The sequence below is a fragment of the Micromonospora sp. NPDC048842 genome (genome assembly GCF_040649935.1).
Lineage (GTDB): Bacteria > Actinomycetota > Actinomycetes > Mycobacteriales > Micromonosporaceae > Micromonospora > Micromonospora hortensis.
The window spans coordinates 35,772-62,214 of sequence record NZ_JBEZGK010000026.1; the positions used below are offsets into that span (position 1 = coordinate 35,772).

A 26,443-nucleotide genomic window follows, 5' to 3' on the forward strand; every position below is an offset into this window, starting at 1 on the left:
CCGTGCGCGCCGGCAACCTGCTGCGGCAACTGGACCAGCGGTTGCTGCCGCCGCTGACCCGGGCCGTGGCCCGGCTGGGCGACCGGTCGGCGCGCTCCGGCGTCCTCAGTTGGGCCGCGGTGCTCTCCGCGGCGGCGGTGTTGGGCACCGCCGTCTGGGCCGTCGACGACACTCCGGTCGGCGACCGGACGGTCGGCGAGGTGACCCGGGTCGGCGTTGCCGACGGCGACTCCGTCCCCGGCTACCTGCGGTCCGCCGCGGCCGACCTGGCCGCGCTGCCCGCGTCCGCGCCGGCCGCCGAGGGCGGGACGTACGCACTGGTCACGCTCGACGCGTACCTGCCTCCGCAGCGGCTGGCGACGGTGCTCGGCGACGTCGGGGTCTCGACAGTCTTCGGGCGGGTTCCGCTGCCCGGCAGGCAGACCGAGATCGTCAAGATCCCCGCGCTGCGGGTGCCCGACGACGTGGTCGCCGGAATGGAACAGGTGGCCACCCGCAAGGAGACCGAGGCCGCCGACTATCGGGTCAGGGCCGCCGCTGTCGACGGCGACGGGGCGGGCGAGCGGGAGTTGCGGGAGCAGTACGTCAGCGGCGCCGAGGTGGCCGCCGCCGAGGCGGCCGCGTACCGCACCGGCTGCGCCTGCGTCTACGCGGCGGTGGTGCGCGCGACGCCGGTGGCGCTGCGCGGTGTCGCGGCCCGGCCGGATGTACGGGCGGTCGACCCCGCTCCCGAGGTGTACCGGCTGGACCGGACTGTCTTCACGCCACCCCTGCCGGAGCAGCGTGACGTGGTGCGCCCGCCGGTCGACACCGGGCCGAGCCCCGTACCGACCCGGTCCGAGCGGCCGGCGCCGATGATCAGCGCACCGGCGTCGTCGGCCCCCGTGGGCGAATCGTCGGAACCCGCACCAGTCGTGACGATTCCGTCACCCGAACCGTCGAAGCCGGAGCCCAGCGACTCGGCGCCGCCGAGTGTCACCACCTCGCCGGACGCCGCCCTCACCGAGCCGTCGCCGCCATCGCCGTCGTCGTGATCTGCGCCGGCTGGTGTGCGCTCTGAGGTGTGGTCCGAATAGGGTTGGGTTCGTAGCCTGTCAGACAGAGATCGATGGCGCTGGGAGGGCGGGCCGTGGAGGGCAGTGAGACCGGCTGGGGCCGGCCGGCCGAACCAGCGCCGCGGTGGCGCGCGCTGTTGGACCGTGCCCGGCTGGGCGGTCGCGGCGCGGAGCAGACCGAGTCGGAGCGGCACGGCGAGGAACCGCCGCCGGACCCGCTGCCACGGCGTGCGGCCCCGAACGGCTACGCCGGGCGGGCACCCGCCATCGGGCATCCGGCCGACCTGTCGTACGGCGCGGAGCCTGGTTACCGGGCCGAGGCGACCTACCGGGTCGACCCCGCCTACCGGGCCGACCCCGCCTACCGGGCCGAGCCGGACTACCGGGCCGAGCCCGCGTACCGGACCGAGCCGGGTTATCGGGCCGAGCCGGACTATCGAGCGGAGCCCGCGTACCGGACCGAGCAGCCGGACTACCGCGCTGAGCCCGGCTACCGGGCCGAGCCGGGCTACCGCGCCGAGCCGGACTACCTCGCCACGCCCGGCTACCGTGCCGAGCCGGACTACCGTGCCGATCCGGGCTACCGCGCCGAGCCGGACTACCGGGCCGAGCCGACGTACCGGGCCGAGCCCGAGCCGCCGGCCCGCGGCCCCGACCCGGTCCCGTCGCGCTACGCGTTGCTGGACAACGGCTACCGACCGGGCGACCCGCCGGTGGAGTCGCGGTACGCCCTGCTGGAGACGGGCTACCAGCCGGAGACCGGCTACCCGGCCGCCCCGCCCCCGCCCCCGCCCCCGCCCCCGCCGCCCGCGCCCCCGGTCGCCGTGCCAGTCACGCCGCCCGTCCCGCCACCACCCGCCCCGGCGGTCGGCTCGGCGGTCGCCGAACGCGCCTACCCGCCCCGGATCGAATGGCGCCCACCGGCCGTCGACCCGGAGCAGGAGCGCGCCAACGGAGTGCTCCAACGGGACCTGGGCACGCCCCGGGTGTTCGCCTTCGCCAACCCCAAGGGTGGGGTGCACAAGACGACAGCCACGGTGCTCGCCGCGGCGACGGTCGGCAGCGTCCGCGGCAAGGGCGTGCTGGCCTGGGACGACAACGAGCTGCGCGGCACCCTCGGCCTGCGCGCCGGCAGCGCCCGGCACGCCCGGACGATCCGGCACCTGATCAGCGACCTGGCCCAGATCGAGATCCTGGAGGGCGCGACCCTGCTGGACCGGCTGGACGACTACCTGCGGCACGCCTCCGACGGCTCGTACGACGTGCTGGCCGGCGAGGAGAGCCCGCGCTTCGCCCAGCGACTGGACCAGTTCACCGTCCGCCGGGTGCTGGAGCTGCTGCGGCGCACCCACGACGTGGTCTGCGTGGACACCGGCAACAACGTGGAGAGCCCCAACTGGCGCACCGTGATGCAGGCCGCCGACCAGTTGGTGGTGACCACGGTGCCCCGGGAGGACGCGGCGTTCAGCGCGGACTGGATGCTCGACCTGCTGCACGAGGAGGGCATGGGCGAGTTGGCGGACAACGCGATCACCCTCATCTCCTGCCCGACCCCGGGTCGTTCGGCGCTCCAGGACGACCTGGAGCGGCACTTCGCCACCCGTACCCGGGGCGTGGCCGTCGTGCCGTACGACCCGGCTCTGGAGACCGGGTCGTCGATCGAGTACCACCAGCTTCAACCGGAGACCCGGCAGGCGTGGCTGCGGGCCGCGGCGATGATGGTGGAGCCGTTCGCCCGGTGAGCTGGTCTGCCGCCACCGGAGCCCGGCCGCGCACCGGGCCTGAGAGGATCATCGGGTGAGCCCGGACAACCCCGACCGTGAGCGGCCCGTCGACGAGCCCGACCAACCCGCGCCCCCCAGTACGCCGCACGCGCAACAGCCGGAGGTCGACACGTCGGCCGGGACAGCGCCTGGCGAGTTCGATGCGGGCCACCTGCCGGCGGCGTACCAGAGCTCGCTGGAGCTTCGGTTCGACGAGCCGCGTCGTCCGCTGCGTGCCCTGGTGACGGTGCTGGGCGCCGTGCTCGCGCTGGCCGCGCTGGGTGTTCCGCTCGGGCTGCTCTGGGCCGCGCTCGCGCCGGACACCCCGGTGCTCAAGACCGCCGAGGGGGCGATCTACGCCGAGCCGCAACCGGAGCAGCCGATCGCCGCCGACGGCTGGTTCAGCCTGCTCGGGCTCGCCTTCGGGCTGCTCGTGGCGCTCGCCCTGTGGTTCGTGCTGCGTCGGCGGCGCGGCCCGGTCGGGTTGCTCGCCGCTGTGCTCGGCACCCTTGTCGCCGCGCCGGTGGCCTGGCAGGTGGGACGGCGGATCGGTCTGGCCACGTTCGACCGGCTGCTGGCGACTGCCCCGGCCGGGCAGGCCTTCAGCAAACCCGCCGACCTGCGGGCCGGTGGAGTGGACTGGCTGCTCGGCGTGCTGCCGGTGCCGCACGGCAACCTGCTGCTGCCAGCGTTCGGGGCCGCGGTCATGTACACCCTGCTGGCCGGTTGGTCGCGGTGGCCGGGGCTACGCCCGGAGCCCGAACCGGGGGAGTTCAGTTGGGTGTCGGCGGGGACGCCAGCTCCGACAGCGGCACCGGAACCGCCCGCACCTGACGCAGCAGAGCCGCCTCGCGGTTGAGCAACCGCAGCTCGGCGCGGAGCCGGGAGGCGGTGTCGTCGATGGCCAGCAGCCGCTGCCGGTCGTCGACGGTGAGCGCCGCGGTCGCCGCCACCAGGTGCGAGAGCACAGTCGGGTCCTCCGGCAACTGCTCGGAGATCTCCTCCGGGTCGGAGCGGATCAGCCCGAGGTACTGCCGGAACACCGCGATCACCCGGGCGGCCAGCAGATCGGCCACCTCGTCCGGGCCGCCCGGGTCGGGCAGCCACTCGACGTCGGCGGTCAAGTAGGGCTCGGTGCTGTCGTCGACCTCGGCGATGCGGAACCGACGCCGACCGACAGTGACGATGTCGAAACCACCGTCGGTCAGCTCGGTCACCTGGCGCAGCTCGGCGGTGCAGCCCACCTCGTGCAGCGTCACCTCGCCGACGCTCGAGTTGGCCGGGACGCCGGCGGGACCGGCGGGCGCGACCTCCCAGCCGGCCTGGATGGCCACCACGCCGAACTCTCGCGGGGCACCGTCGGGCAGGCTGACCAGGTGCCGGACCAGCGCCCGGTAGCGCTCCTCGAAGATGTGCAGCGGCAGCACCAACCCGGGAAAGAGCACCGTTGCGAGCGGGAAAACCGGCAGCCGTGCGGTCACATGGTCGAGCCTAACCAATCTCGCCCCCGAGGGCGTGGCCCGGCTCACCGTCCCGGCGGACGGGCGGCTCGGGTGGACGTCGGGCCGGCCGCCTAGACTCGCAAGGGTGCTGAATCGGATCGACCTGCGCGACGGTCTCGGTGACCCGCGCCGCCTGCTGCCCCGTGCCCAGCTCGACGTGTCCGTCGCCGTCGAGCGCATCCGGCCCCTGGTGGAGGCGGTCCGTGAGCATGGGTACCCAGCGATCCGGGAGGCCAGTGAACGGTTCGACGGCATCTCCCCGGAGGTGTTGCGGGTGCCGGTCGAGGCGATCACCGAGGCGGAGGGGGTGCTCGATCCGGCGGTGCGCGCCGCGCTGCTGGAGTCCATCGCCCGGGCCCGTCGGGTGCACGCCGACCAGCGGCGCACCGACCACACCACGAAGGTGGTGCCCGGCGGCACCGTCACCGAGCGGTGGCTGCCGGTCGACCGGGTCGGCCTCTACGTGCCCGGTGGCCTTGCGATGTACCCGTCGACAGTGGTGATGAACGTGGTGCCCGCCCAGGCGGCCGGGGTGCGCTCGCTGGTGGTGGTCAGCCCGCCCCAGAAGGACAACGGCGGCCTGCCCGATCCCCGGGTGCTCGCCGCGTGCGCGCTGCTCGGCGTCGACGAGGTGTACGCCGTGGGCGGGGCCCACGCGGTGGCGATGCTGGCGTACGGCGCGGCCGTGGACCCGGCGGGTGAGCTGCGGTGCGACCCCGTCGACCTGATCACCGGCCCCGGCAACATCTGGGTGACCGCCGCCAAGCGGCTGCTGCGCGGCGTGGTCGGCATCGACGCCGAGGCCGGGCCGACCGAGATCGCCATCCTGGCCGACGACACCGCCGACCCGGCGCACGTGGCCGCCGACCTGGTCAGTCAGGCCGAGCACGACCCGCTCGCGGCGAGCGTGCTGGTCACCCCGTCGGTGGCGCTGGTCGAGGCGGTCGAGGCGGAGTTGGCCCGGCAGGTGGCGGCGACCAAGCACACCGAGCGGGTCACCACGGCGCTGACCGGTCAGCAGAGCGGCGTGGTCCTGGTCGACGACCTCGAGGCTGGGCTGCGTGTGGTCGACGCGTACGCGGCCGAGCACCTGGAGATCCAGACGGTCGACGCCCGGGAGTGGGCGCTGCGGGTCCGCAACGCCGGGGCGATCTTCGTGGGCGCCTGGTCGCCGGTGTCGCTCGGCGACTACTGCGCCGGCTCCAACCACGTGCTGCCCACCGGCGGCTGCGCGCGGCACTCCTCCGGGCTGTCCGTGCAGTCGTTCCTGCGCGGCGTGCACCTGATCGAATACACCGAGGCCGCGTTGCGCGACGTGGCCCCGCACGTGGTCACCCTGGCCAACGTGGAGGATCTGCCCGCGCACGGCCAGGCGGTCCAGGCCCGTTTCCCGGGAGGGTCGGCGTGAGCGAGCGCATCGACCTGGACGATCTGCCGATCCGGGCCGACCTGCGGGGGCTGTCGCCGTACGGGGCGCCGCAGTTGGACGTGCCGGTGCGGCTCAACACCAACGAGAATTCCCACCCGGTGCCGGAGCCGGTGGTCGAGGCGATCGGCAAGGCGCTCGCGGCCGAGCTGCGCGAGCTGAACCGCTACCCGGACCGGGACGCTGTGGCGCTTCGCGCCGACCTGGCCGAATATCTCGGGCACGGGCTCACCGTCGAGCAGGTGTGGGCGGCCAACGGCTCCAACGAGATCCAGCAGCAGCTGCTCCAGGCGTTCGGTGGGCCGGGGCGCACCGCGCTCGGCTTCGTTCCGGCGTACTCGATGCACCCGCTGCTGGCCCTCGGCACCAGCACCCGGTGGGTGCCCGCCGCGCGCGGGGTCGACTTCGGGTTGACCGCCGAGGAGGCGGTCGCGCAGGTCCGCGAGCACCGGCCGGACGTGGTCTTCCTCTGCTCGCCGAACAACCCCACCGGCACGGCACTGGACCCGGCGGTGATCGCCGCGGTGCTCGACGTCGCGCCCGGCATGGTGGTCGTGGACGAGGCGTACGCCGAGTTCGCCCGACCCGGGACGGTCAGCGCCCTCGCGGTGCTGCCCGGCCACCCGCGGCTGGTGGTCACCCGGACGATGAGCAAGGCGTTCGGCTTCGCCGGTGGCCGGCTGGGTTACCTGGCCGCCGACCCGGCGGTGGTGCGGGCGGTGCAGCTCGTCCGTTTGCCGTACCATCTCTCCGCGCTCACCCAGGCCGCCGCACGCGCGGCGGTGGCCCACCGCGATGCCCTTCTCGGTACGGTGAGCGCGATCATGGCGCAGCGGGACCGGATCGTGGCGACGCTGCGCGAGCGGGGGTTGCGGGTCGCCGACAGCGACGCCAACTTCGTGCTCTTCGAGGTGGGCGGCGACCAGACCATCGTCTGGAACGCCCTGCTGGCGCAGGGGGTGCTGGTCCGTGACGTCGGCCTGCCCGGCTGGCTGCGGGTGACCGCCGGCACCGCCGCCGAGACCGACGCCTTCCTTTCTGCAATGGAGACTTCGCAATGAGTCGGACCGCCCGGGTGGAACGGATCACCAAGGAGACCAAGGTCCTCGTCGAGATCGATCTCGACGGCACCGGTGCCGCCGAGATCAGCACCGGCGTCGGCTTCTACGACCACATGCTGCACCAGATCGCCCGACACGGCGGCTTCGACCTGACCGTGCGCACTGTGGGTGACCTGGAGATCGACGCGCACCACACGATCGAGGACACCGCGCTCGCCCTGGGTACGGCGTTCGACCAGGCGCTGGGCGACAAGGTCGGCATCCGGCGGTACGGCTCGGCGACAGTCCCGATGGACGAGGTGCTGGTCCGGGCCGCGGTGGACCTCTCCGGTCGGCCGTACGTGGTGCACGACGAGCCGGTGCTCGCCCCGTACATCGGGCCGGTGTACGCGACGAGCATGACCCGGCACATCTGGGAGTCCTTCGGTCAGGCGGCACGGGTCACGCTGCACGTCGACGTGCTGCGGGCGGCCCGACCGGGTGGTCACCCGGACGCGCACCACGTGGTGGAGGCGCAGTTCAAGGCGGTCTCCCGCGCGTTGCGCGAGGCCACCTCGATCGACCCGCGTTCCGCCGGGGCGATCCCGAGCACGAAGGGCGCGCTCTGATGAGCGCGAGGAGTGCAGCGCAGCGGAGCCCCGCAGTCGCGACTGGAAGGTGGCTCTGATGGGTGCCGCGTTGCCGACGTTGCTGCTGATCCTGGCCGGGGTGCTGGTGGGTGGCACCTGGTCGCTCTACCGGCAGGGCGCGCCGAAGGCCGCCGTGCTGATCACCGCGGCGCTCGCGGTGCTCGCCACTGTCGCCGGGGTGCTGCGGCTGCTGCCGGAGAACGGGTGATCGGGGTGACGACATGAGTGACGTGGTGGTGCTCGACTACGGCTCGGGCAACCTGCGTTCGGCGGAGCGGGCGCTGGCCGCCGCCGGTGCGGACGTCCGGGTGACCGACGACCTGGCCGCGGCGGCTGCCGCCGATGGTCTGGTGGTGCCGGGTGTCGGCGCGTACGCGGCGTGCATGGCGGGGATCGAGGCGCTGGGCGCCGGCCCGGTGATCGCCGAACGGGTGGCTGCCGGCCGGCCGGTGCTCGGCATCTGCGTGGGCATGCAGGTGCTCTTCGAGCATGGTGACGAGCACGGCGTGGTGACCAAGGGGCTGGGGTTGCTGCCCGGCGGGGTGACCCGGCTGGCCGCCACCCGGTTGCCGCACATGGGCTGGAACACGGTCCGGGCTCCACGGGAGTCGGTGCTGTTCGCCGGGTTGGCGGAGCAGAGCCGGTTCTACTTCGTCCACTCGTACGCGATGGGCGACCCGACGGCGCTGGCCGCTGCCGGTGCCGCGGTGACCACCGCCCACCACGACACGGATTTCGTCGCGGCGGTGGAGCGTGGCTCGTTGTCGGCGGCTCAGTTCCACCCGGAGAAGTCCGCCGACACCGGTGCCGCGCTGCTGCGCAACTGGCTCGCCACGTTGCCCAGCGGTGACTGAGCGTCGTCGCGCGGTGCCCGAGCGACGGGCGTCGCGGTGAGCCGGGAGCGCGCCCGCCGGCGGGCGGAGCGGGAGGCGGAGCAGGCCAGGGAGCGGGTGGTCCGGCAGCGCCAGGTCGCCCGGCGGCAACGTCGTCGCGCTGTGGTCCGCAGCTTGACGCCGCGGCTGCGACGGGGTCGCTCCGGGCGGCTGCCCCGGCACACTCGGGGTGAGCGGGCCGCGATCGTGCTGCTCACCGGCGCGGCGTTGTTGCTGATCTGGACGTTCGTCGACAACCTGGCGTTGCGTTTCGCGCTGATCGTGCTCTTGCTGCTCGTACTGCCGGCGATCGTGGTGATCGCCCTGGACCGTCGTACCTGATCGAGGAGAAGACCTTGAGCCTCACCCTGTTACCCGCCGTGGATGTCGCTGACGGCCGGGCCGTCCGGCTCGTGCAGGGCGCCGTCGGTAGCGAGAGCATCTACGGCGACCCGTTGGACGCGGCGCTGGCCTGGCAGCAGGACGGCGCGGAGTGGATCCACCTGGTCGACCTGGACGCGGCGTTCGGTCGGGGCACGAACGCGCACCTGCTCGCGGAGGTGGTGCGCCAGTTGGACGTGAAGGTGGAGCTCTCCGGCGGCATCCGTGATGACGAGTCGCTGCGTGCGGCGCTGGGCACGGGTGCGGCCCGGGTGAACATCGGGACCGCCGCGCTGGAGGACCCGGTCTGGTGTGACCGGGTGGTCGCGGAGTACGGCGACCGGGTGGCCATCGGGCTGGACGTGCGGGGTCACACCCTGTCGGCGCGGGGTTGGACCCGCGACGGTGGTGACCTGTACGAGGTGTTGGAGCGGCTGGACAAGGCGGGCGCGAGTCGGTACGTGGTCACCGACATCACCAAGGACGGCACGATGCGCGGGCCGAACCTGGAGCTGCTGCGCGAGGTGTGTGCCCGTACGGACCGGCCGGTGATCGCCTCGGGTGGCGTGTCCACCCTTGACGACCTGCAGGCGTTGGCGACCCTGGAGTCGGCCGGGGTGGAGGGCGTGATCGCCGGCAAGGCGCTCTACGCGGGTGCCTTCACTGTGGCCGAGGCGTTGCGGACGCTGGCCGAGGCGTGACGACGACCCGGCTGGGGTCGGGCGGCCCGTGGGAGGAGCGCTACGGGTACTCCCGGGTGGTCCGGGCCGGTGAGCGGGCCTGGACGGCCGGTTGCACGTCGACTGTGGACGGCCGGGTGGTTCACGTCGGTGACGCGGCCGCGCAGACCGCGCAGGCGCTGCGGATCGGGTTGGCCGCGCTCGCCGAGGTGGGTGCGGAGCCGGGCGATGTGGTCCGGACCAGGTTGTACGTGACGGACCGGCTGTACGCCGACGAGGTGGGCCGGGCGCACAACGCTGTCTTCGGCGCGGTCCGGCCGGCGGCCACCCTGGTGGTGGTGGCCGGTCTGCTGGACCCGGAGCACCTGGTAGAGGTGGAGTTGGAGGCGTACCTCGGCGATCGCTGAGGTACCCGCCCGGGCGGCCTGCGGGGCCGTCCCACGGTTCGATAGGTTGTGCACAACTTAATTGTGGGCTACGGTTCAGCGGTGACCGATGACCTGGTGCTGCGCCGGCAGGTGTGCTTCGCGCTCTACGCCGCGTCGCGCGCACTGACCGACGTCTACCGGCCGATCCTCGACGAGGTCGGGTTGACCTACCCGCAGTACCTGGCGCTGCTGGTGCTCTGGGAGCGTCCCGACGACGCCCCCACGGTGTCAGAGTTGGGCGCCGAGCTGCGGCTGGACTCCGGCACGCTCTCCCCGCTGCTCAAGCGGCTGGAGGGGGCGGGCCTTGTGGTGCGGCGGCGGTCGGCCCGCGACGAGCGGCGGGTCGAGGTGGGCCTCACCGAGCAGGGCCGGGCGCTGCGCGAGCGGGTCTGCGATGTCCCGCTGCGGATCGCGCAGGCCACCGGGCTGGGCTTCGACGAGCTCGTCGCGCTGCGCGACACCCTCACCCGGGTCACCGACACCATCCACCGACAGAAGGAGCAGTGACCACCATGCAGGTTGTCTACACCGCATCCGCGACCGCCACCGGCGACGGCCGGGACGGCCACGTCGAGACCTCCGACGGCACGTTCACGCTCGACCTGGCTGTGCCGAAGGAGATGGGCGGCGCCGGTGGCGCGGCCAACCCCGAGCAGCTCTTCGCCGCCGGTTACGCGGCCTGCTTCCACAGCGCGCTGCGGTTGGTGGCCCGCCGGGCCAAGGCCGACGTGACCGGTTCCGTGGTCGGCGCCGAGGTGGGCATCGGCCCGAACGGCAGCGGCGGCTTCGGGCTCACCGTGCAGCTCGTCGTCGACCTGCCCGCCGCGCCCCGCGAGGTCGCCGAGCAGATCGTCGAGCAGGCCCACCAGGTCTGCCCGTACTCCAACGCCACCCGTGGCAACGTCGACGTCACCCTGACCGTCCGCGAGACCCTGTCCGCGTGACCTCGCGGCCCCAGGCACCCATCCGCGGACGAGAGGACGACCACCCCGTGACCAGCAACCGCGAGATTCACCTGGCCAGCCGCCCCCAGGGCTGGCCCACCGAAGACACCTTCCGGCTCGTCGAGACCGAGGTTCCGACGCCCGGACCGGGCCAGATCGTGGTCCGCAACCAGTACATGTCCGTCGACCCGTACATGCGCGGACGGATGAACGACGTCAAGTCGTACGTGCCGCCGTTCGCGCTCGACGCGCCGCTCGACGGTGCGGCGATCGGTGAGGTGGTGGCCAGCGAGGCGGCGGACGTCGCCGTCGGCACCACGATCCTGCACGGGCTGGGCTGGCGGGAGTACGCGCTGCTCGACGCCGCCGCGGCCCGCCCCGTCGACCCGAGCATCGCCCCGGTCAGCGCGTACCTGAGCGTGCTCGGCATGACCGGGTTGACCGCGTACGCCGGTCTGCTGGAGGTGGCCGCGATGAAGCCCGGCGAGACGGTCTTCGTCTCCGCCGCGGCCGGCGCGGTGGGCAGCCTGGTCGGCCAGATCGCCAAGCTCAAGGGCGCCGGCCGGGTGATCGGCAGTGCCGGCTCGCCGGCCAAGGTCGAGCGGCTGCGGGCGCTGGGCTTCGACGCCGCCTTCGACTACCACGACGGGGTCCGCGAGTCGCTGCGGTCGGCCGCCCCGGACGGCGTCGACGTCTACTTCGACAACGTCGGCGGTGACCACCTGGAGGCCGCGATCTCGGCCATGAACCTGCACGGTCGGGCCGCGATCTGCGGCATGATCGCGCAGTACAACGCCACCGAGCCGCCGGCCGCCCCGCGCAACCTGGCGCTGGTCATCGGCAAGCGGCTCACCCTGCGCGGCTTCCTGGTCAACGACCACAACGACGTGCGGGCGGCGTTCGTGCGCGACGTCTCGGGCTGGCTGCGCGACGGCACACTGTCCTACGACGAGACGATCGTGGACGGCATCGAGAACGCCCCGGCCGCGTTCCTCGGCCTGCTGCGCGGCGACAACCTCGGCAAGATGCTCGTCAAGGTGTGACCCAGGCCTCTCTCACGGCGGTCGACCCGATCGGGTCGACCGCCGTGCCGCGTGCGGAGGATAGGCTCGCGGCATGACGGTGGCGGTACGGGTGATCCCCTGTCTGGACGTGGACGCCGGGCGGGTGGTCAAGGGGGTCAACTTCCTCGACCTGCGTGACGCCGGCGACCCGGTGGAGCTCGCCGCCGCGTACGACCGGGCCGGCGCTGACGAGTTGACCTTCCTCGACGTCACAGCGTCCTCCAGCGACCGGGGCACCATGCTCGACGTGGTGCGCCGCACCGCCGAGTCGGTGTTCATCCCGCTGACCGTCGGCGGTGGGGTCCGGCAGGTCGCCGACGTGGACACGCTGCTGCGCGCCGGCGCGGACAAGGTCGGCGTGAACACCGCGGCCATCGCCCGTCCGGAGCTGATCGCCGAGATCGCCGACCGGTTCGGCCGGCAGGTGCTCGTGCTCTCCCTCGACGTGCGGCGCTCGCCGAACGGCGGCACGCCCAGCGGCTTCGAGGTCACCACCCACGGAGGTCGGCGCGGCACCGGCATCGACGCCGTGTGGTGGGCGCACCGGGGCGCCGAGTTGGGCGCGGGGGAGATCCTGCTCAACTCGATGGACGCCGACGGCACCAAGGCGGGCTTCGACCTGGAGCTGATCGCCGCGGTGCGCGCGGTGGTGGACGTGCCGGTGGTGGCCAGCGGGGGCGCCGGCGAGGTGGCCCACTTTCCGCCAGCGATCGGCGCCGGTGCGGACGCGGTGCTCGCCGCCAGCGTCTTCCACTTCGGCGAGCTGACCGTCGCCGAGGTCAAGGACGCGCTGCGCCTCGGCGGCCATCCGGTGCGCTGAGCAGCTCAGCGCTCGCCGGAGTGGCCCTCCGGTGACCGACGCGGGGTGGGAATCGAACGGACCGCGTACTCCTGCACGGCAGCCGCGTGGTCGGCCTCCTCCAGGATCCAGTCCGCCCTCCCGGGAGCGTGCCGGCGGGTCAACACACCCTGCACGGTGTCCACCATGGTCGCCACACCTGCGCGCGGACGGGTACGCCACAGCTGCTCACCCTCGGCGGTGATCCGGAACCAGCCGTCGGCGACGCTGACCAGCCCGGCGCCGACCAGCCGCTGGACCGCGGCCTCCACCTCGTGTCGCTGCGGAATCGCGTGGTTGAGGTGGTCGGCGGTGGAGAGCACGTCGGTCAGGCGGACGCCCTCCGGCCGCCGGCTTGTCGCCGACCGACGGTGCCGTCCGGCCCCGCTCGCGATGACGAGCGACACGAAGATCCAGGCGTCGTTCCAGCGCCAACCGTTCTCCCCCATGCAGAGATGATGACGGCGCGCGTCGCGGAAGGGAACACCCACCCACGAACCGGTGCGCGGCACCACCACCACGTACCGGTTCGCGGACGGTCGGTGAGGGTTCAGCCGGCCGGGGTGGCCGGCGCGGGGTTGCCCGGCGGGGGCGCGGCGCTGTCCGGCGTGGTGCCCTCCGGCACGGCGAACAGCGGGATGAAGAACTGGGCCAACGGGCCGATGGCCAGTGCGTACGCGACGGTGCCCACGCCGACAGTGCCGCCGAGCAGCGCGCCCAGCGCCAGCACTGTGACCTCGATGACGGTGCGCACCAGTCGGATCGACAGGCCGGGCCGGCGGGCCACGTACCCGGTCATCAGACCGTCGCGGGGGCCGGGCCCCAACCGGGCGCCGAGGTAGAGGGCTGTGGCGGCGCCGTTGGCGACGATCCCGGTGATCAGCATCGCGATCCGGACGCTGAATGGGCCACCCGTGGGCAGCAGGGCCAGTGTGGCGTCCACGACCAGGCCGATCACGACGACGTTGCTGACGGTGCCGAGGCCGGGCCGCTGCCGCAGCGGGATCCAGAGCAGCAGGACCAGCGCGCCGACGCCGATGGTGACGGTGCCGAAGGACAGCCCGGTCAGCTCGGAGAGCCCCTGGTGGAACACGTCCCAGGGGTCGAGGCCCAGGTCGGAGCGGATCATCAGGGCCATGCTGACGCCGTAGACGGTGAGCCCGAGGTAGAGCTGGACCAACCGTCGAACCGGTCGGTGCCGCAGATTGCCAAGCAGTGCCATGCATGCCACCCTAGGTGCCAATCCTCGTCGAGGAAGAAGCCAATATCCGAGGAGTGGCTATGACTGGGCAGGTGCGCGGCGTCCAATTGGCCCGTCTGCTCGGGCAGTGGCATGCCCTGCCGGGCCGCCGCCGCAGCCCCGACTACGCGGCGCTGGCCGGCTCGGTGCGCGGGCTGCTCGCCGACGGCCGGCTGCCGCTGGGCGTCCGCCTCCCGGCCGAACGGGAGCTGGCCGAGGCGCTGCGGATCAGCCGGACCACTGTCACCGCCGCCTACCGGCAGCTACGCGAGACCGGGCACCTGGCCAGCCGGCGGGGCGCCGGTAGCTGGACGATGCTGCCCGGCAACCACCGGGTGGCCAGCACCGGCCTGTGGACCCCGCTGGACGACCGGGAGATGCTCGACCTCGGCGTCGCCGCGCTGGCCGCACCGCCGCAACTGCTGTCGGCCGCGCGGGCCGCCGCCGAGGACCTGCCCCGTTACCTGAGCGGGGCCGGTTACCACCCGACCGGCATCATCGAGCTGCGCGAGGCGGTGGCCGACGCGTACACCGCCCGGGGTCTGCCCACCTCGGCCGACCAGATCATGGTCACCAGCGGCACACAGCACGCACTGGACCTGGTGCTGCGGCTCGCCCTGGCCCCCGGCGGCACCGTGCTGGTCGAGTCCCCGACCTACCCCAACGCCCTCGCCGCGCTGGCCGGCCGGCGGGCCCGGATCAGCACCCACGGGCTGGCCGCCGACGCCGGCTGGGAGCCCGACCTGCTGCTGGGCAGCCTCCGACAGACCCGGCCCAAGCTGGCCTACCTGATTCCGGAGTTCCAGAACCCGACTGGGCACCTGATGCCCGCCTCGCTGCGCGAGCGCGTGGTGGCCGCCGCGCACGCGGTCGGCACCGATCTGATCATCGACGAGTCCTTCGTGGACCTGTCGATGGACGGCACCGAGGTGCCACCCCCGGTCGCCACCTACGACCGGCACAGCCGGGTGGTCAGCATCGGCGGGATGAGCAAGCCCTACTGGGGTGGCCTGCGGATCGGCTGGGTGCGCGCGTCCGCGCCGCAGGTGCAGCGGCTGGCCGCCGTGCGGGTCGGGGTCGACATGGCCAGCCCGGTGTTGGACCAACTGGTAGCTGTGCACCTGCTGGCCGACGCCGAGGCCATCGTCGCCGATCGCCGGGTCCAGTTGGCCGTCCAGCGGGACGCCCTACTTGGCGCGCTGGCGCACCAACTGCCGGAGTGGCGGGTCACAGTGCCACGCGGTGGCGTGACGCTCTGGGCCGAATTGGACGGCCCGGTGTCGAGCGCGTTGGCCCGGGCCGCGGAGGAGGTCGGCGTACGGCTGGCCCCCGGCCCCCGGTTCGGCCTGGACGGCACCCTGGAGCGGTTCCTGCGGCTGCCCTTCACCCTGCCCGCAGCGGACCTCGTGGAGGCCGTGGGGCGGATCGCGGCGATCCGCTACGACCTGGACCGGGCCGGCCGCCAGCGGTGGCGCGAGCCCTCCGTCATCGCCTGAGCGGCCCCGCTGCCACGAACGCCGGTGGCCCCGCACCCGAGCGGGTGCGGGGCCACCGGCGTCGTGTCAGAGCTCGGCGAGGGTGCCGGCGTACATCTTGTCGATCTCGGCGGCGAAGTTGCTCTCCACCCCACGCCGCTTGATCTTCAACGACGGGGTGATCTCGCCGTCCTCGATCGTCAGGTCGCGCGGCAGGATGGCCACCTTCTTGATCGTCTCCCAGCGGTTGAGCTTGGCGTTGAGCTGGGCGACGTACTCCTCGACCATCGTCTGGGCCTCGGCCGACGCGACGATCTCGGTGTAGCTGCGCCCTTCGAGGGGGCCACCGGCGACCCAGCCCCGGATGGCGTCCGGGTCCAGTGTGACCAGCATGGTGCAGAAGTTGCGGGCCTGACCGACGACTACCGCCTGCGAGGTGTACGGGCAGATGGCCTTGAACATGCCCTCGATGTGCGACGGCGCGATGTACTTGCCGCCCGAGGTCTTGACCAGGTCCTTCTTGCGGTCGGTGATGCGGAGGTAGCCCTGCTCGTCAAGGGTGCCGATGTCACCGGTACGGAAGAAGCCGTCCTCGGTGAACGAGGCGGCGGTCTCCTCCGGCAGGTTGTGGTAGCCGCGCATCACCGGCCGGCCCCGCACCAGGATCTCCCCGTCGGTGTCGATCTTGCACTCCAGGTCGCCCATCGCCCGGCCCACGGTGCCGATCCGCAGCCCGGCCGGTGGGTTGACGAAGTTGCCGGCGCTGGTCTCGGTCAGGCCGTAGCCCTCGGAGATCGGCAGGTTCGCGGCGGCGAAGAAGGTGGCGATCTCCGGGCTGAGCGGCGCGGCGCCGGACACCAGCACCCGCATCCGCCCGCCCAGGCGGGCCTGGAGCTTGCTGAACACGAGCTTCTCGGCCAGCCCGTAGCGCAGCTTCAGCCCGGCCGGCACCGGCTTGCCGGCCTGCTCCAGGGTGACCTTCTCCTTGCCGACGCCGACGGCCCAGCCGAAGATCTTCGCCTTCGCGCCGCCGGCGCCCTGCGCGGTGGTCACTGCCTTGTTGTAGACCTTCTCGAACACCCGGGGAGCGCCGCACATCAGCGTCGGACGGATGACCGAGAGAAGGTCGACCAGCTTGTCCACCCGCCCGTCGACGTAGGTGGGCAGACCGACGTGGATGGCGCCGCAGAGCAGGGTCTTGCCGAACGAGTGGGCCAGCGGCAGCCACAGGTACTGAAGGTCGTCGTCGCGCAGCAGCCCGACCTCCGCCTGGGCCACGGCCTCCCAGCACCAGCCGCCGTGCAGCAGTTCGACGCCCTTGGGCTGGCCGGTGGTGCCGGAGGTGTAGATCAGCGTGGCCAGGTGGTCCGGGCCGATGCCGGCCACCAGCATGTCGATCAACTCCGGCTCGGCAGCCAGCGCCTGGGTGCCGCGTTCCTCCAGGTCGGCGAGCGTCAACTGCGCGATCGCGGCGTTCGGGTCGACGGCGCCGTCGAGGAGCACCACGTGGGTGAGCGCGGGCAGGGACGCCCCCGCGATCTTCGCCGCCTGGGCCGGGTTCTCCGCGAACAGCACCTTCGACCCGGAGTCGGCGATGATGTACGTCGCGTCGGCCGGCTCGGTGGTCGGGTAGACGGTGGTGGTCGCGCCGCCGGCGCACATGATGCCGAGGTCGGCGATCACCCATTCCAGCCGGGTGTTGGCGAGGATCGCGACCGGGTCCTCCTGGCTGACGCCCAGGCCGTGCAGGCCGGCGGCGACCGCCTTGGCGCGTTGGCCGACCTGCGCCCAGGTCAGCCAGACAGGCCCCGAGTCGTCGGAGTTCGGGGACGCGAACGCGTTCCGGTCGGGGGTGGCCGCCACGCGCTTGAGGAACATGTCCGGGATGGAGCGGTACGGTACATCGAGAGCCATCGCTGTAGCCGCCTTCGGGGGTGGTGGCGTGACGGTCGTCACGTCATGATGGTTACCGAAGAGTATTGCCTGTTGCCGTGCATCGGCTAGCCCTGGTGATCGTCCGGCCGGCCCATCCCACCAACCGGTACGGCCGATCAGGCGTACCGGGCAGCCTGCACTGACCACTCGTAGGTGGCCCGGACCCAGTTGCGCCGGGCGGCCAGGGCGTCGCGGATCCCGTCGTCGTCGGCGGCGCGCAGCGCCTCCTCCGCGTCCAGGTACGTCGCCAAACCCTGGTTGAACCGGTGTGCCGCACTCCGGAGCGCCGTCACCTCGTCCGCGTCGCCGTCCTGGGCGAGCACCGTGACGAGGTTGTGCGCGTCCGGGTCGGCCTGGCTCTCCTTGCCGTAGGAGAAAAGGTCGTTGCACCAGCAGACCAGGTCCACCGCCAGCAGGTCCAGGGCGACCAGCCCCGGGTTGGCGCGCTGGGCTGGCCCCGAGGGCCGCGTCGACGCCAGGTCGGTCAGGGTGAGGCAGGGGTGCACGCCGCCGATGTGCCGGCGTAGCTGCACGTACTCCGCGACCTCGGGTACGCGCCGACGTTCCCGGTTGCCCGCCTCCCAGAGCAGCGCCAACAGGTACTCGCGCATCTGGCTCACGAACCGCAGCAGCAGTCCGGCGTGATCGTGCAGTCGGGTCCGGCGGCAGAGGTCGTGCAGCGCGTCACCCAGTGGCCCGACGGCGGGCGGTACGACGTACGGGTCACCGCACCGGTCCAGCACGTCGAGCAGGGTGCTGATCGCCGGGCCCAGTCGGACCGGGTCGGCGCCGAGGCCGTCCTCGTCGCAGGCGTCGTCCATCACGAAGAGCCAGCTGATCAGGTCGGTGAGCAGCCGCAGGCCGTCCACCGAGCCGTCCGGGCAGGCGCGGCCGGCCAGTCCGGCGGCGTCGGCCCGTTCCAGGCGGTGCACGCGTTGGCTGGAATCGACCAGCCCGAACGTGCGCGCCCACTCGATGCTCTCACCCGCCACCTGGTCCGTGGCCCCGTGACGGCCCGTGGGAAACGGGGGTTCCCGCAGCGCCGAAATCGCGAAGTCCCGCACAGTGTGCCCCCACTCCGTGCCGCCCGGCGCGGAGCGGCGCGGTGAAGCGTACGGGAGGAGGTATCAGCGTGTTTCGCTGGGTGTGGGAAATTCCACAGTCGTTCAGTGACCGTTTACGCACACGTAGTCACATGCCCAGGTTGGCGGCGCGTAGCCGCCGAGCCGCCTCCGTTGAGCCGTTCAGTTGAACCCGGGCCACCCGCTGCCGGCCGGAGAAGAACAGCACCAGCTCGGCCGGTGCCCCGACCAGGCGCAGTGGCTCACCACCGCGACCCAGGGAGACCTCACCGTGGCCGGGCGCCTGCACGTAGAGATCCGCCGGAAAGCGCCGCAGTGCCAGCCGGGCCATCGGGGCCGCGCGTTTCCAGAGCGCGTTCTGCAGGCCGGCCGACAGATCGCGCGGCTGCCACCCGGAGCCGGCCCGCCGGACGTCCTCGTGATGGATGAAGAACTCCATCGTGTTGGCCAGCTCGTCGGTCAGCGGGTTGCTGACCGGGCTCCACACCGGCGGTCGGCGCACCTGTGCCACCAGCTCGGGGTAGGGCCGTGCGGCGAGCCGCCGACGGACCCGCTCGGCGTAGCCGCGCAGCGGCGGCAGCACGATCCCACCCGCCGCGTCCGGACGGCGCTCCCGCAGCACCAGATGCGCGGCGAGGTCACGGGTCACCCAGCCCTCGTTGATGGTCGGGGCGTCCGGCCCGAGGGCCAGGAGAAGATCGGCCAGCGCCTCGCGCTCGGCTCGGGCGTACCGCGGCATGGCCCGATCGTAGGCCCGGTGGCCCGTCGGCGCGCGACAGCGGACGCCGGTCGACGCCGACGGCACGCCGCCGTCCGGTACGTGATGGTCGACATATCCAGTCAGGGTCGGCGGCACTGGCCCCGACCGGTAAGGATGAGGGAGATAATTGCGGCTTACGGCGGGGGAGAGCGTGGCGAGCAAGACAAGTCGGGACGTTCTCAGTCGAGGGCTGGGCGTCCTGCGGCAGGCGATCCGTGAGCAGCCGCGGATCTTCTCGGTGGCGGTCGTCGGCAGCGTGCTCTTCGGCGGGATGATCATTGTCAGCGCCCGGGTCGTCGGGTCGGTCATCGGTGACGTGGCGCTCCCGGCCATCGAACGCGGCGAGGTGGGCGCCGGCACCCTGGCGCTGGCCGCGGCCGCGTTGTTCGGGATCAGCGTGCTGCGGGTGGCGGGCATCTTCGGCCGCCGGCTCGGCGCCGGCTACATGCAGTACCGCCTCCAGGCGTCCTACCGACGCCGGGTGACCCGTCGGTACCTGGAGCTGCCGCTGTCCTGGCACCACCGCAACTCCACCGGCACCCTGCTGTCCAACGCCAACTCCGACGTGGAGGCGGCCTGGTACCCGATCGCGCCGCTGCCGTTCGCCGTCGGCACGTTGGTGATGCTGGTCGGCGCGATCGTGTCGCTCTTCGCCACCGACTGGGCGCTCGCCCTGGTCGGGCTCGCCGTCTTCCCCGCGCTGTTCGCGCTCAACGTCGTCTACTCCCGCCGGATGGCCCCCCGGCAGGCGCGGGCGCAGCGCCTGCGCGCCGAGGTCAGCAGCATCGCCCACGAGAGCTTCGACGGCGCCCTGGTGGTCAAGACGATGGGCCGCGAGGCCCAGGAGACCGCCCGGTTCGCGGGCCGCGCCGGTGAGCTGCGTGACTCGCTGATCGCTGTCGGCCGGCTGCGCGGCATCTTCGACCCGCTGCTGGAGACGCTGCCCAGCCTCGGCACCCTGGCCGTGCTGGTGGTCGGGGCGTTCCGGCTGCGCCAGGGCGCGATCAGCGTGACCGAGCTGGTCAGCGTGGCCTTCCTCTTCACAGTGCTGGCCTTCCCGGTGCGGGCCATCGGTTGGGTGCTGGCCGAGCTGCCGCGCAGCGTCGCCGGCTGGGACCGGGTGCGCCGGGTGCTCGACGCCACCGGCGAGATGCCGTACGGGCAGCGGGTGCTCGACCCGGCCGGCGCCGGCCCGGCCACCCTCACCTTCACCGACGTGCACTACTCCTACCCGCCGGCCGAAGCGCACCCGCCCGGCGCGCAGGTCCTCGGCGAGGTCGGCTTCACTGTGCCGTCCGGTCGGACGGTGGCCCTGGTGGGGCCGACCGGCGCCGGCAAGTCCACCATCACCTCGCTGGCGGTGCGCCTCGTCGACCCGGACTCCGGCACTGTGAGCCTGGACGGCGTGGACGTGCGCGAGCTGACCTCCGCGTCGTTGGCCGGCACTGTGGCCCTGGTCGCCCAGGTGCCCTTCATCTTCGACGACACGGTCCGCGCCAACATCGCCCTCGACCGGCCCGGTGTCGACGACGAGGTGGTCTGGGCGGCGCTGCGGCTCGCCGAGGCGGACGGGTTCGTCGCCGCGCTGCCCGATGGTCTGGACACCATGGTCGGCGAGCGGGGTACCTCGCTCTCCGGCGGTCAGCGGCAGCGGCTCACCCTGGCCCGCGCGCTGGCCGGTCGGCCGCGCCTGCTGGTGCTCGACGACGCGACGAGCGCTGTCGATCCTCGAGTGGAGGCGGCCATCCTGGCGGGGCTGCGGTCGTCGACCACGCAGGCGGGAGTTCCGGCCGCGTCGATCCTGGTGGTGGCGTACCGCCGGGCCACCATCGCGCTCGCCGACGAGGTCATCTACGTGGAGCAGGGACGGGTGGTCGCCCGAGGCACCCACAGCGAGTTGTTGGCCACCGTGCCCGGCTACGTCGACCTGGTCACCGCCTACGAGCAGGCCGAGGTGGAGCGGGCACAGGAAAGTTCCTACGGCGACGACGTGGCGCCGCTGCCGTCGGGCCTGGAGATCGAGGTGGACCGGTGAGCGCGAGGAGTGCAGCGCAGCGGAGCCCCGCAGTCGCGAACGAAAGGCGGGCCCGGTGAGCGCGAGGAGTGCAGCGCAGCGGAGCCCCGCAGTCGCGAACGAAAGGCGGGCCCGGTGAGTACGACGACTACGGGGACTGACGAGCAGGAGGCTCGGCAGGAGACGACCTGGCAGACCCTGCGTCGGGGCCTGGCGCTCTCGCCGGAGCTACGGATCGGTCTGGCCGGCACGTTGGCCCTGGCGTTGGTCTACATGGTCGGTCGGGTCGCCGTGCCGGTCGCCGTGCAGCAGGGCATCGACCGGGGCCTCGTCGGTGGTCTGAATCTGAACGTGGTCTGGACGGTGGTGGCGATCACCGCGGCGATCCTGACGATCACCACGATCTGCGGCTACCTGATGATGCGCCGGCTGTTCACGGTCAGCGAGACGGCGCTGGCCAACGTCCGGACGCGCGCGTTCCGCCACGTGCACGACCTGTCGATGTTGCACCAGCAGTCGGAGCGGCGCGGTTCGCTCGTCTCGCGGGTCACCAGCGACGTGGACCAGATCACCCAGTTCCTCCAGTGGGGTGGGGTGATCCTGCTTGTCAACCTCGGTCAGCTGGTGGTCACCACCGCCGTCATGCTGGCGTACTCCTGGCAGTTGACAGTTGTGGTGTTGGCCGCGTTCCTGCCGGCGGTGTTCGTCATCCGGCAGTTGCAACGTCGCCTCGGCAGCGCGTACGCGACGGTGCGCCAACGCACCGGGACGTTGCTCGGCGCGATCGGCGAGAGCGTGGTGGGCGCGCCGGTGATCCGGGCGTACGGGATCGCCGGGCGCACCGAGCGGCGGCTGGACGAGGCGATCGACAGGCAGCGGCTGGCGCAGCAGCGGGCGATCCGGATCAGCATCGTGGGCAGCTCGGTCGGTGAGTTGGCGGCGGGGCTGGCGCTGGCCGGCGTGGTGGTGCTCGGCGTGCTGTTGGGCGTGGACGGCACGCTGTCGATCGGCCAGCTGACCGCGTTCCTCTTCCTGGTGACGCTGTTCATCCAGCCGGTGCAGATCGCCACCGAGGTGCTCAACGAGGCGCAGAACGCGATAGCCGGTTGGCGTCGGGTGCTTGACGTGCTGGACGTCGCCCCGGACGTGGCCGACCCGGGGGAGCAGGGGCGGGAGCTGCCGGGCGGGCCGCTGGACATCCGGTTCTCCGGTGTGCGGTTCGCCTATCCGGGTGGTCCGCCGGTGCTGCACGACATCGACCTGGAGATCCCGGCGAAGAGCCGGGTGGCGGTGGTCGGTGAGACGGGCAGCGGCAAGACCACGTTCGCCAAGTTGCTGACCCGGCTGATGGACCCGTCGGCCGGGGCGGTGCTGCTGTCCGGGGTGCCGCTGACCGACGTCCGGTTCGACTCGCTGCGCTCCCGCGTGGTGATGGTGCCGCAGGACGGGTTTCTCTTCGACGCGACGGTGGGGGACAACGTCCGCTTCGCCCGGCCGGAGTTGACCGACGAGCAGTTGAGCGTCGCCTTCACCGAGTTGGGCCTGTCGGACTGGCTGGAGGGTCTGCCGGCGGGCCTGGACACCCCGGTCGGGGAGCGCGGCGAGGCGCTCAGCGTCGGTGAGCGGCAGCTTGTCGCGTTGGCCCGCGCGTACGTGGCCGACCCGGACCTGCTGGTGCTCGACGAGGCGACCAGCGCTGTGGACCCGGCGACGGAGGTGCGGTTGCAACGCACGCTGGACGCGGTCACCAGGGGGCGGACCACCCTCGCCATCGCGCACCGGCTCTCCACTGCGCAGGCCGCCGACGAGGTGATCGTGGTGGACCAGGGTCGGGTGGTGCAGCGCGGCCCGCACGACGAGTTGGTTCGCGACGCCGACTCGGTGTACGGGCTGCTCTACGCCTCCTGGCTGGAGCAGACCCGGTGAGGTGCGGCGGTGTGGTGGACGTCGACGGGTGGGTGCTCTAGGCTCCGGGTTAGGTAAGCCTAACCTCTGAAGGAGGTCGCGCCCATGCGGCCCAACTCCGCCGAGATCGTCCGTACCCTCGTCGCCGGCCGCCTGCCCGGCCTTGTGCACCTGGCCCACCGGCCGGGCCCGCACCACGCCCGGCACGTCACCGACTCGGACGGGCGGGTGCTGCTGCTGGTGCCGGTGGCCAGCCACCTGGCCGCCGCCCTGCAACCTGCCGCCGGGGGCAGCGACGTGGCTGTGGTGCTCGACGTGCTCGACCTGCCGCCCGCCGCCGGCGCGCCCGGCCTGGGTCGCGCCTGGGTGTCCGGCTGGGCGGCCGAGCTGCGCGGCGACGAGGCCCGCCACGCGGCTGTCGAGTTCGCCACTGTGGAGCCGACCGGCGACCTGCTCGACCTGGGCACCCGGTTCCGGCTGTTCCGCTTCGAGGTGGTCGAGGTCCGCTGGGAGCGGGCCGGCGTCGTGCACCGGATCGACCCGGTGGAGTACGCCGAGGCCGAGCCCGACCCGGTGCACCCGGTCGAGGCCCGCCTGCTCGCCGACCTCGCCGAGTGCCACGGCGCCCAGGTAACGGAGTACCTGCGCCGGCAGCTCGGGTTGACCGAGCAGACGCCGGACGGGCCGCCCCGGGTGGTGCGCATCGACCGCTACGGGCTGGTGGTGGCCCTCGGCCGACCCGGCGCCCGGCGTCGGATCCGGCTGGCCTTCCCGGGCCCGGTGGCCGACCCAGCCGAGCTGCCGCGCCTGCTGCCGCCGCTGCGACTCACAGCCAACGCCCGCCCCCCGCGCTAACCGGTCGGGCGCTGTCGGGTCAGCTTGGCAGGGGGCCGGTGAGGTAGCGCTGGATGGTGGGGCCGATCGCGGCCACCAGGGTTTCCGGGTCCGCCGAGGCGACCGGCTCAAGGCGCACCACGTGCCGCATCATGGCCAGGCCGATCATCTGGGTGGCCACCAGCGAGCCCCGCAGCGGTAGCTCGACCGGGTCGACGTCGAGGTTCTCCAGCACCCGGCGCAGCACCTGGGTGGTGACGAATTCACGCAGCAGCCGGGCGGTCCACTCGTTGCTCACAGCGGAGCGCAGCAGTGCCTGTGCCGCGCTGCCGGTCGGGGAGTCCCACACGCCGAGGAAGATGCGCACCATCCGCTCACCGACGCCGTCCCGGTCGCCGGCGAGCACCTTCGGCACCAGCTGACCGGGGTCGACCGGAAAGTTCATCGCGGCCAGGAAGAGCTGGTCCTTGCTGCCGAAGTAGTGGTGCACGAGCGCCGGGTCGACCTGCGCCGTACCGGCGATGCCCCGGATCGAGGCGGCGTCGTAGCCACGTTCGGCGAACGCCGTCCGTGCCGCGTCGAGAATCGCCTCCCGGGTGCCCGGGTTGCCGGGTCGCCGGCCGGTCCGCCGCGTCATCGCCGCCCTTCGTTCGTCCGCCTCGGCCCGCCGTGGGCCGGCCCGCCCACGCCGGGGTCGGCTGCCGCGCCGGCCGCCGCCCCCGACGCTGGCGGTCAGCCGCTGCGTCGGCGCAGGGTGGCCGCCGCGAGCACCAGCGCCAGCACCACCGCGCCGAACACCACAGCGACGTCGCGCCACATCCGGCCGGTCGGTTCGGCGTGGGCGCCGACCTCCTGCAACGCCTCGATGGCGTACGACAGGGGGAAGGCGTCACTGAGCGCCTGGAGCCAGCCGGCCATCTGGTCGCGGGCCACGAACAGCCCGCAGAGCAGCAGTTGGGGGACCACGACGACTGGCAGGAACTGTACTGCCTGGAACTCGGTGCGCGCGAAGGCGCTGCACAGCAGCCCGAGAGCGACGCCGAGCACGGCGTCGAGCACGGCGATCCCGAGCACCAGCCCGATGCTGCCGGCGGTCTCCAGATCGAAGATCCAGTACGCCACCGTGGCGGCGACGGCTGCCTGCACGGCGGCGGCCAACCCGAAAGCGATGCCGTAGCCGAAGAGCAGATCGAGCTTGCCCAGCGGCGTGGTGAGTAGTCGCTCCAGCGTGCCCGAGGTGCGTTCCCGCAGCATGGCGATGCTGGTCACCAGAAACATGATCACGAAGGGGAAGATGCCGAGCATCACCAGCGCGATCCGGTCGAAGGTCGACGGTTGGCCGGGCGGGGTCGGTTGGTCGGCGTACATGAAGTAGACAAGGGTGAGCAGGACGGCCGGCACCACCACGAGCAGCGCGATGGTCCGCCGGTCGTGCCGAAGCTGACGCAGGATGCGACCGGTGGTGGCGGCGAGAATTCGCGCGTTCATGCTGTCTCCCGTGCGGCTGTCGCGTCGGTGCTGGTGGAGGCGGCCTCGCCGGCCCGGATGAGCCGCAGGAACGCCTCGTCGAGGTCGTCCACACCGGCGGTGGCGCGGATCGCGGCAGGGCTGTCGTCGGCGATCAACCGCCCCTGGCGGATCAGCAGCAGTTGGTCGCAGCGCGCCGCCTCGTCCATCACGTGGCTGGACACCAGCAGGGTGGTGCCGGCGGCGGCCATCGCGTGGAACCGGGCCCACAGGTCCGCCCGCAGCACCGGGTCCTGGCCCACTGTCGGCTCGTCGAGGATGACCAGCTCGGGCTCCCCGACCAGGGCACACGCCAGCGAGGCTCGGCTGCGTTGACCGCCGGAGAGGGTGCCGACCAGTTGACCGGCGGCCTCGGCCAGCCCGACATCGCTGATCGCCCGGTCGGCCTCGGCGCGCCCACGCCCGTAGAGGGCCGCGAAGTAGCGGGCGTTTTCCCGGACGGTCAGGTCGGCGTAGACGCTCGGCGCCTGGGTCAGGTAGCCCACCCGGTGCCGCAGCGCGGGGGTTCCCGCCGGTTGACCGAGCACGGTGACTGCCCCGCCGCTGACCAGCTGCACCCCGACCACCGCGCGCATGAACGTGGTCTTGCCACTGCCGCTGGGGCCGAGCAGCCCGGTGACCGCACCGCGCGGAACCCGGCAGCTGATGCCGTCCAGCACCCGCCGCCCACCCCGGTCCACGACCAGGTCTCGGACGGCTATCGCATCGTCCATCACGCACCTCCAGAGAAACTCATCACCTGTTGAACTCAACGCTAGATGAAATACTGCGCCGGGCGCAACGCCCGCACCGGTGCCCGGCGGGGCGACCGTCGCGCGGAGCGCGAGAACGGGCAGTAGGCTCCGGACCGGACACGAAGTCCGCCAACGGGCATTGCGCGCCGATCGGACGTACGGCACGATGGCGCGGTGGGTCACGCTCCGTTACCGGATAGCGGTTTTCTTGAGGATTGGGCCGCGCGGTTGCGGCAGGCCGCCGAGCGGCCGGTGGTCGGCATCCTGTTGCGCGGCAGCCACGCCCGCCGTGCC

At 72.8% G+C, this 26,443-nt stretch carries 28 protein-coding genes; 19 read left to right on the forward strand and 9 right to left on the reverse strand.

Annotated elements, in window-relative coordinates; genetic code table 11:
- The first annotated feature begins 2 nt into the window (after window positions 1–2).
- From AB0C19_RS27650 to AB0C19_RS27660, 3 genes are all read left to right on the forward strand, one after another.
- A complete protein-coding gene (locus tag AB0C19_RS27650) occupies window positions 3–1,034 on the forward strand; it encodes a hypothetical protein (RefSeq protein ID WP_357189990.1) in 1,032 nt (343 codons plus the stop codon).
- A 74-nt stretch (window positions 1,035–1,108) separates the two neighbouring features.
- The gene (locus AB0C19_RS27655) at window positions 1,109–2,797 is read left to right on the forward strand and encodes an AAA family ATPase (protein WP_357189992.1); all 1,689 of its coding nucleotides are present in this window, start codon (window positions 1,109–1,111) and stop codon (window positions 2,795–2,797) included.
- Between the two features lie 55 nt (window positions 2,798–2,852).
- Window positions 2,853–3,677, forward strand: coding sequence for a DUF2567 domain-containing protein (locus tag AB0C19_RS27660; RefSeq protein ID WP_357189994.1), 825 nt, complete (start codon window positions 2,853–2,855; stop codon window positions 3,675–3,677).
- Here the strand turns inward: AB0C19_RS27660 and AB0C19_RS27665 are convergent.
- On the reverse strand, window positions 3,592–4,299 hold the full coding sequence (locus AB0C19_RS27665) for an LON peptidase substrate-binding domain-containing protein (RefSeq protein WP_357189996.1): 708 nt from the start codon (window positions 4,297–4,299) through the stop codon (window positions 3,592–3,594). The two genes, AB0C19_RS27660 and AB0C19_RS27665, sit on opposite strands and share 86 nt — an antisense overlap.
- A 106-nt stretch (window positions 4,300–4,405) precedes the next feature.
- Here AB0C19_RS27665 and hisD point away from each other — a divergent pair, with 106 nt between their 5' ends.
- The 12 genes from hisD to hisF all read left to right on the forward strand — a co-directional run bounded on the left by hisD (window position 4,406) and on the right by hisF (window position 12,625).
- On the forward strand, window positions 4,406–5,728 hold the full coding sequence (hisD, locus tag AB0C19_RS27670) for a histidinol dehydrogenase (RefSeq protein WP_357189998.1): 1,323 nt from the start codon (window positions 4,406–4,408) through the stop codon (window positions 5,726–5,728).
- A gap of 8 nt (window positions 5,729–5,736) precedes the next feature.
- Window positions 5,737–6,807 carry a histidinol-phosphate transaminase gene (locus tag AB0C19_RS27675; protein WP_357190073.1) on the forward strand — a complete coding sequence of 357 codons (1,071 nt, stop codon included), beginning with the start codon at window positions 5,737–5,739 and terminating at the stop codon, window positions 6,805–6,807.
- Entirely contained in the window at window positions 6,804–7,415 is a 612-nt protein-coding gene (gene hisB, locus AB0C19_RS27680; RefSeq protein ID WP_357190000.1) for an imidazoleglycerol-phosphate dehydratase HisB, read from the forward strand. Before AB0C19_RS27675 ends, hisB begins: the two co-directional genes overlap by 4 nt.
- A gap of 58 nt (window positions 7,416–7,473) precedes the next feature.
- A complete protein-coding gene (locus AB0C19_RS27685) occupies window positions 7,474–7,644 on the forward strand; it encodes a hypothetical protein (protein WP_167362522.1) in 171 nt (56 codons plus the stop codon).
- 13 nt (window positions 7,645–7,657) lie between these two features.
- Window positions 7,658–8,290 (forward strand): imidazole glycerol phosphate synthase subunit HisH, encoded by a 633-nt coding sequence (gene hisH, locus AB0C19_RS27690; RefSeq protein WP_357190002.1) that lies wholly within the window; start codon window positions 7,658–7,660, stop codon window positions 8,288–8,290.
- Between the two features lie 36 nt (window positions 8,291–8,326).
- Window positions 8,327–8,650, forward strand: coding sequence for a hypothetical protein (locus AB0C19_RS27695; RefSeq protein WP_357190004.1), 324 nt, complete (start codon window positions 8,327–8,329; stop codon window positions 8,648–8,650).
- A 14-nt stretch (window positions 8,651–8,664) separates the two neighbouring features.
- The gene (priA, locus tag AB0C19_RS27700) at window positions 8,665–9,390 is read left to right on the forward strand and encodes a bifunctional 1-(5-phosphoribosyl)-5-((5-phosphoribosylamino)methylideneamino)imidazole-4-carboxamide isomerase/phosphoribosylanthranilate isomerase PriA (RefSeq protein WP_357190006.1); all 726 of its coding nucleotides are present in this window, start codon (window positions 8,665–8,667) and stop codon (window positions 9,388–9,390) included.
- A complete protein-coding gene (locus AB0C19_RS27705) occupies window positions 9,387–9,776 on the forward strand; it encodes a RidA family protein (RefSeq protein ID WP_357190008.1) in 390 nt (129 codons plus the stop codon). The genes priA and AB0C19_RS27705 overlap by 4 nt, the downstream gene beginning before the upstream one ends.
- Window positions 9,777–9,857: 81 nt before the next feature.
- Complete coding sequence (locus AB0C19_RS27710; RefSeq protein WP_091407758.1) at window positions 9,858–10,304, forward strand: MarR family winged helix-turn-helix transcriptional regulator; 447 nt, start codon at window positions 9,858–9,860, stop codon at window positions 10,302–10,304.
- A gap of 5 nt (window positions 10,305–10,309) precedes the next feature.
- On the forward strand, window positions 10,310–10,741 hold the full coding sequence (locus AB0C19_RS27715; RefSeq protein ID WP_274531454.1) for an organic hydroperoxide resistance protein: 432 nt from the start codon (window positions 10,310–10,312) through the stop codon (window positions 10,739–10,741).
- Window positions 10,742–10,788: 47 nt separating this feature from the next.
- Window positions 10,789–11,784, forward strand: a complete 996-nt coding sequence (locus AB0C19_RS27720) for an NADP-dependent oxidoreductase (protein ID WP_357190011.1) — start codon at window positions 10,789–10,791, stop codon at window positions 11,782–11,784.
- Window positions 11,785–11,857: 73 nt separating this feature from the next.
- Complete coding sequence (gene hisF / locus AB0C19_RS27725; RefSeq protein WP_112582731.1) at window positions 11,858–12,625, forward strand: imidazole glycerol phosphate synthase subunit HisF; 768 nt, start codon at window positions 11,858–11,860, stop codon at window positions 12,623–12,625.
- Window positions 12,626–12,630: 5 nt separating this feature from the next.
- Here hisF and AB0C19_RS27730 read toward each other — a convergent pair whose 3' ends face one another.
- Together AB0C19_RS27730 and AB0C19_RS27735 are read right to left on the reverse strand one after the other, a co-directional pair.
- Window positions 12,631–13,092, reverse strand: coding sequence for a hypothetical protein (locus tag AB0C19_RS27730; RefSeq protein ID WP_357190013.1), 462 nt, complete (start codon window positions 13,090–13,092; stop codon window positions 12,631–12,633).
- A 101-nt stretch (window positions 13,093–13,193) separates the two neighbouring features.
- Window positions 13,194–13,865, reverse strand: a complete 672-nt coding sequence (locus tag AB0C19_RS27735) for a hypothetical protein (protein WP_357190015.1) — start codon at window positions 13,863–13,865, stop codon at window positions 13,194–13,196.
- A gap of 59 nt (window positions 13,866–13,924) precedes the next feature.
- On the opposite strand from AB0C19_RS27735, the gene AB0C19_RS27740 reads away from it, so the two are divergent.
- On the forward strand, window positions 13,925–15,379 hold the full coding sequence (locus AB0C19_RS27740; RefSeq protein WP_357190017.1) for a PLP-dependent aminotransferase family protein: 1,455 nt from the start codon (window positions 13,925–13,927) through the stop codon (window positions 15,377–15,379).
- A 66-nt stretch (window positions 15,380–15,445) separates the two neighbouring features.
- On the opposite strand, the gene AB0C19_RS27745 is transcribed toward AB0C19_RS27740, so the two are convergent.
- The 3 genes from AB0C19_RS27745 to AB0C19_RS27755 all read right to left on the reverse strand — a co-directional run bounded on the left by AB0C19_RS27745 (window position 15,446) and on the right by AB0C19_RS27755 (window position 19,114).
- Entirely contained in the window at window positions 15,446–17,272 is a 1,827-nt protein-coding gene (locus AB0C19_RS27745; protein WP_357190019.1) for a long-chain fatty acid--CoA ligase, read from the reverse strand.
- 137 nt (window positions 17,273–17,409) lie between these two features.
- Complete coding sequence (locus AB0C19_RS27750; RefSeq protein WP_357190021.1) at window positions 17,410–18,285, reverse strand: terpene synthase; 876 nt, start codon at window positions 18,283–18,285, stop codon at window positions 17,410–17,412.
- 199 nt (window positions 18,286–18,484) lie between these two features.
- Entirely contained in the window at window positions 18,485–19,114 is a 630-nt protein-coding gene (locus AB0C19_RS27755; RefSeq protein WP_357190023.1) for a TIGR03085 family metal-binding protein, read from the reverse strand.
- A 172-nt stretch (window positions 19,115–19,286) separates the two neighbouring features.
- Here AB0C19_RS27755 and AB0C19_RS27760 point away from each other — a divergent pair, with 172 nt between their 5' ends.
- The 3 genes from AB0C19_RS27760 (at window position 19,287) to AB0C19_RS27770 (ending at window position 23,909) form a co-directional block, all read left to right on the forward strand.
- Window positions 19,287–21,170 carry an ABC transporter ATP-binding protein gene (locus AB0C19_RS27760; RefSeq protein ID WP_357190025.1) on the forward strand — a complete coding sequence of 628 codons (1,884 nt, stop codon included), beginning with the start codon at window positions 19,287–19,289 and terminating at the stop codon, window positions 21,168–21,170.
- Between the two features lie 114 nt (window positions 21,171–21,284).
- A complete protein-coding gene (locus AB0C19_RS27765; RefSeq protein WP_357190027.1) occupies window positions 21,285–23,075 on the forward strand; it encodes an ABC transporter ATP-binding protein in 1,791 nt (596 codons plus the stop codon).
- Between the two features lie 84 nt (window positions 23,076–23,159).
- Window positions 23,160–23,909 carry a DUF2470 domain-containing protein gene (locus tag AB0C19_RS27770; RefSeq protein ID WP_357190029.1) on the forward strand — a complete coding sequence of 250 codons (750 nt, stop codon included), beginning with the start codon at window positions 23,160–23,162 and terminating at the stop codon, window positions 23,907–23,909.
- Between the two features lie 19 nt (window positions 23,910–23,928).
- On the opposite strand, the gene AB0C19_RS27775 is transcribed toward AB0C19_RS27770, so the two are convergent.
- From AB0C19_RS27775 to AB0C19_RS27785, 3 genes are all read right to left on the reverse strand, one after another.
- Entirely contained in the window at window positions 23,929–24,525 is a 597-nt protein-coding gene (locus AB0C19_RS27775) for a TetR family transcriptional regulator (protein ID WP_238686020.1), read from the reverse strand.
- Between the two features lie 95 nt (window positions 24,526–24,620).
- Window positions 24,621–25,376, reverse strand: coding sequence for an ABC transporter permease (locus AB0C19_RS27780; RefSeq protein ID WP_357190032.1), 756 nt, complete (start codon window positions 25,374–25,376; stop codon window positions 24,621–24,623).
- On the reverse strand, window positions 25,373–26,128 hold the full coding sequence (locus AB0C19_RS27785) for an ABC transporter ATP-binding protein (RefSeq protein WP_357190033.1): 756 nt from the start codon (window positions 26,126–26,128) through the stop codon (window positions 25,373–25,375). The genes AB0C19_RS27780 and AB0C19_RS27785 overlap by 4 nt, the downstream gene beginning before the upstream one ends.
- Between the last annotated feature and the right edge of the window lie 315 nt (window positions 26,129–26,443).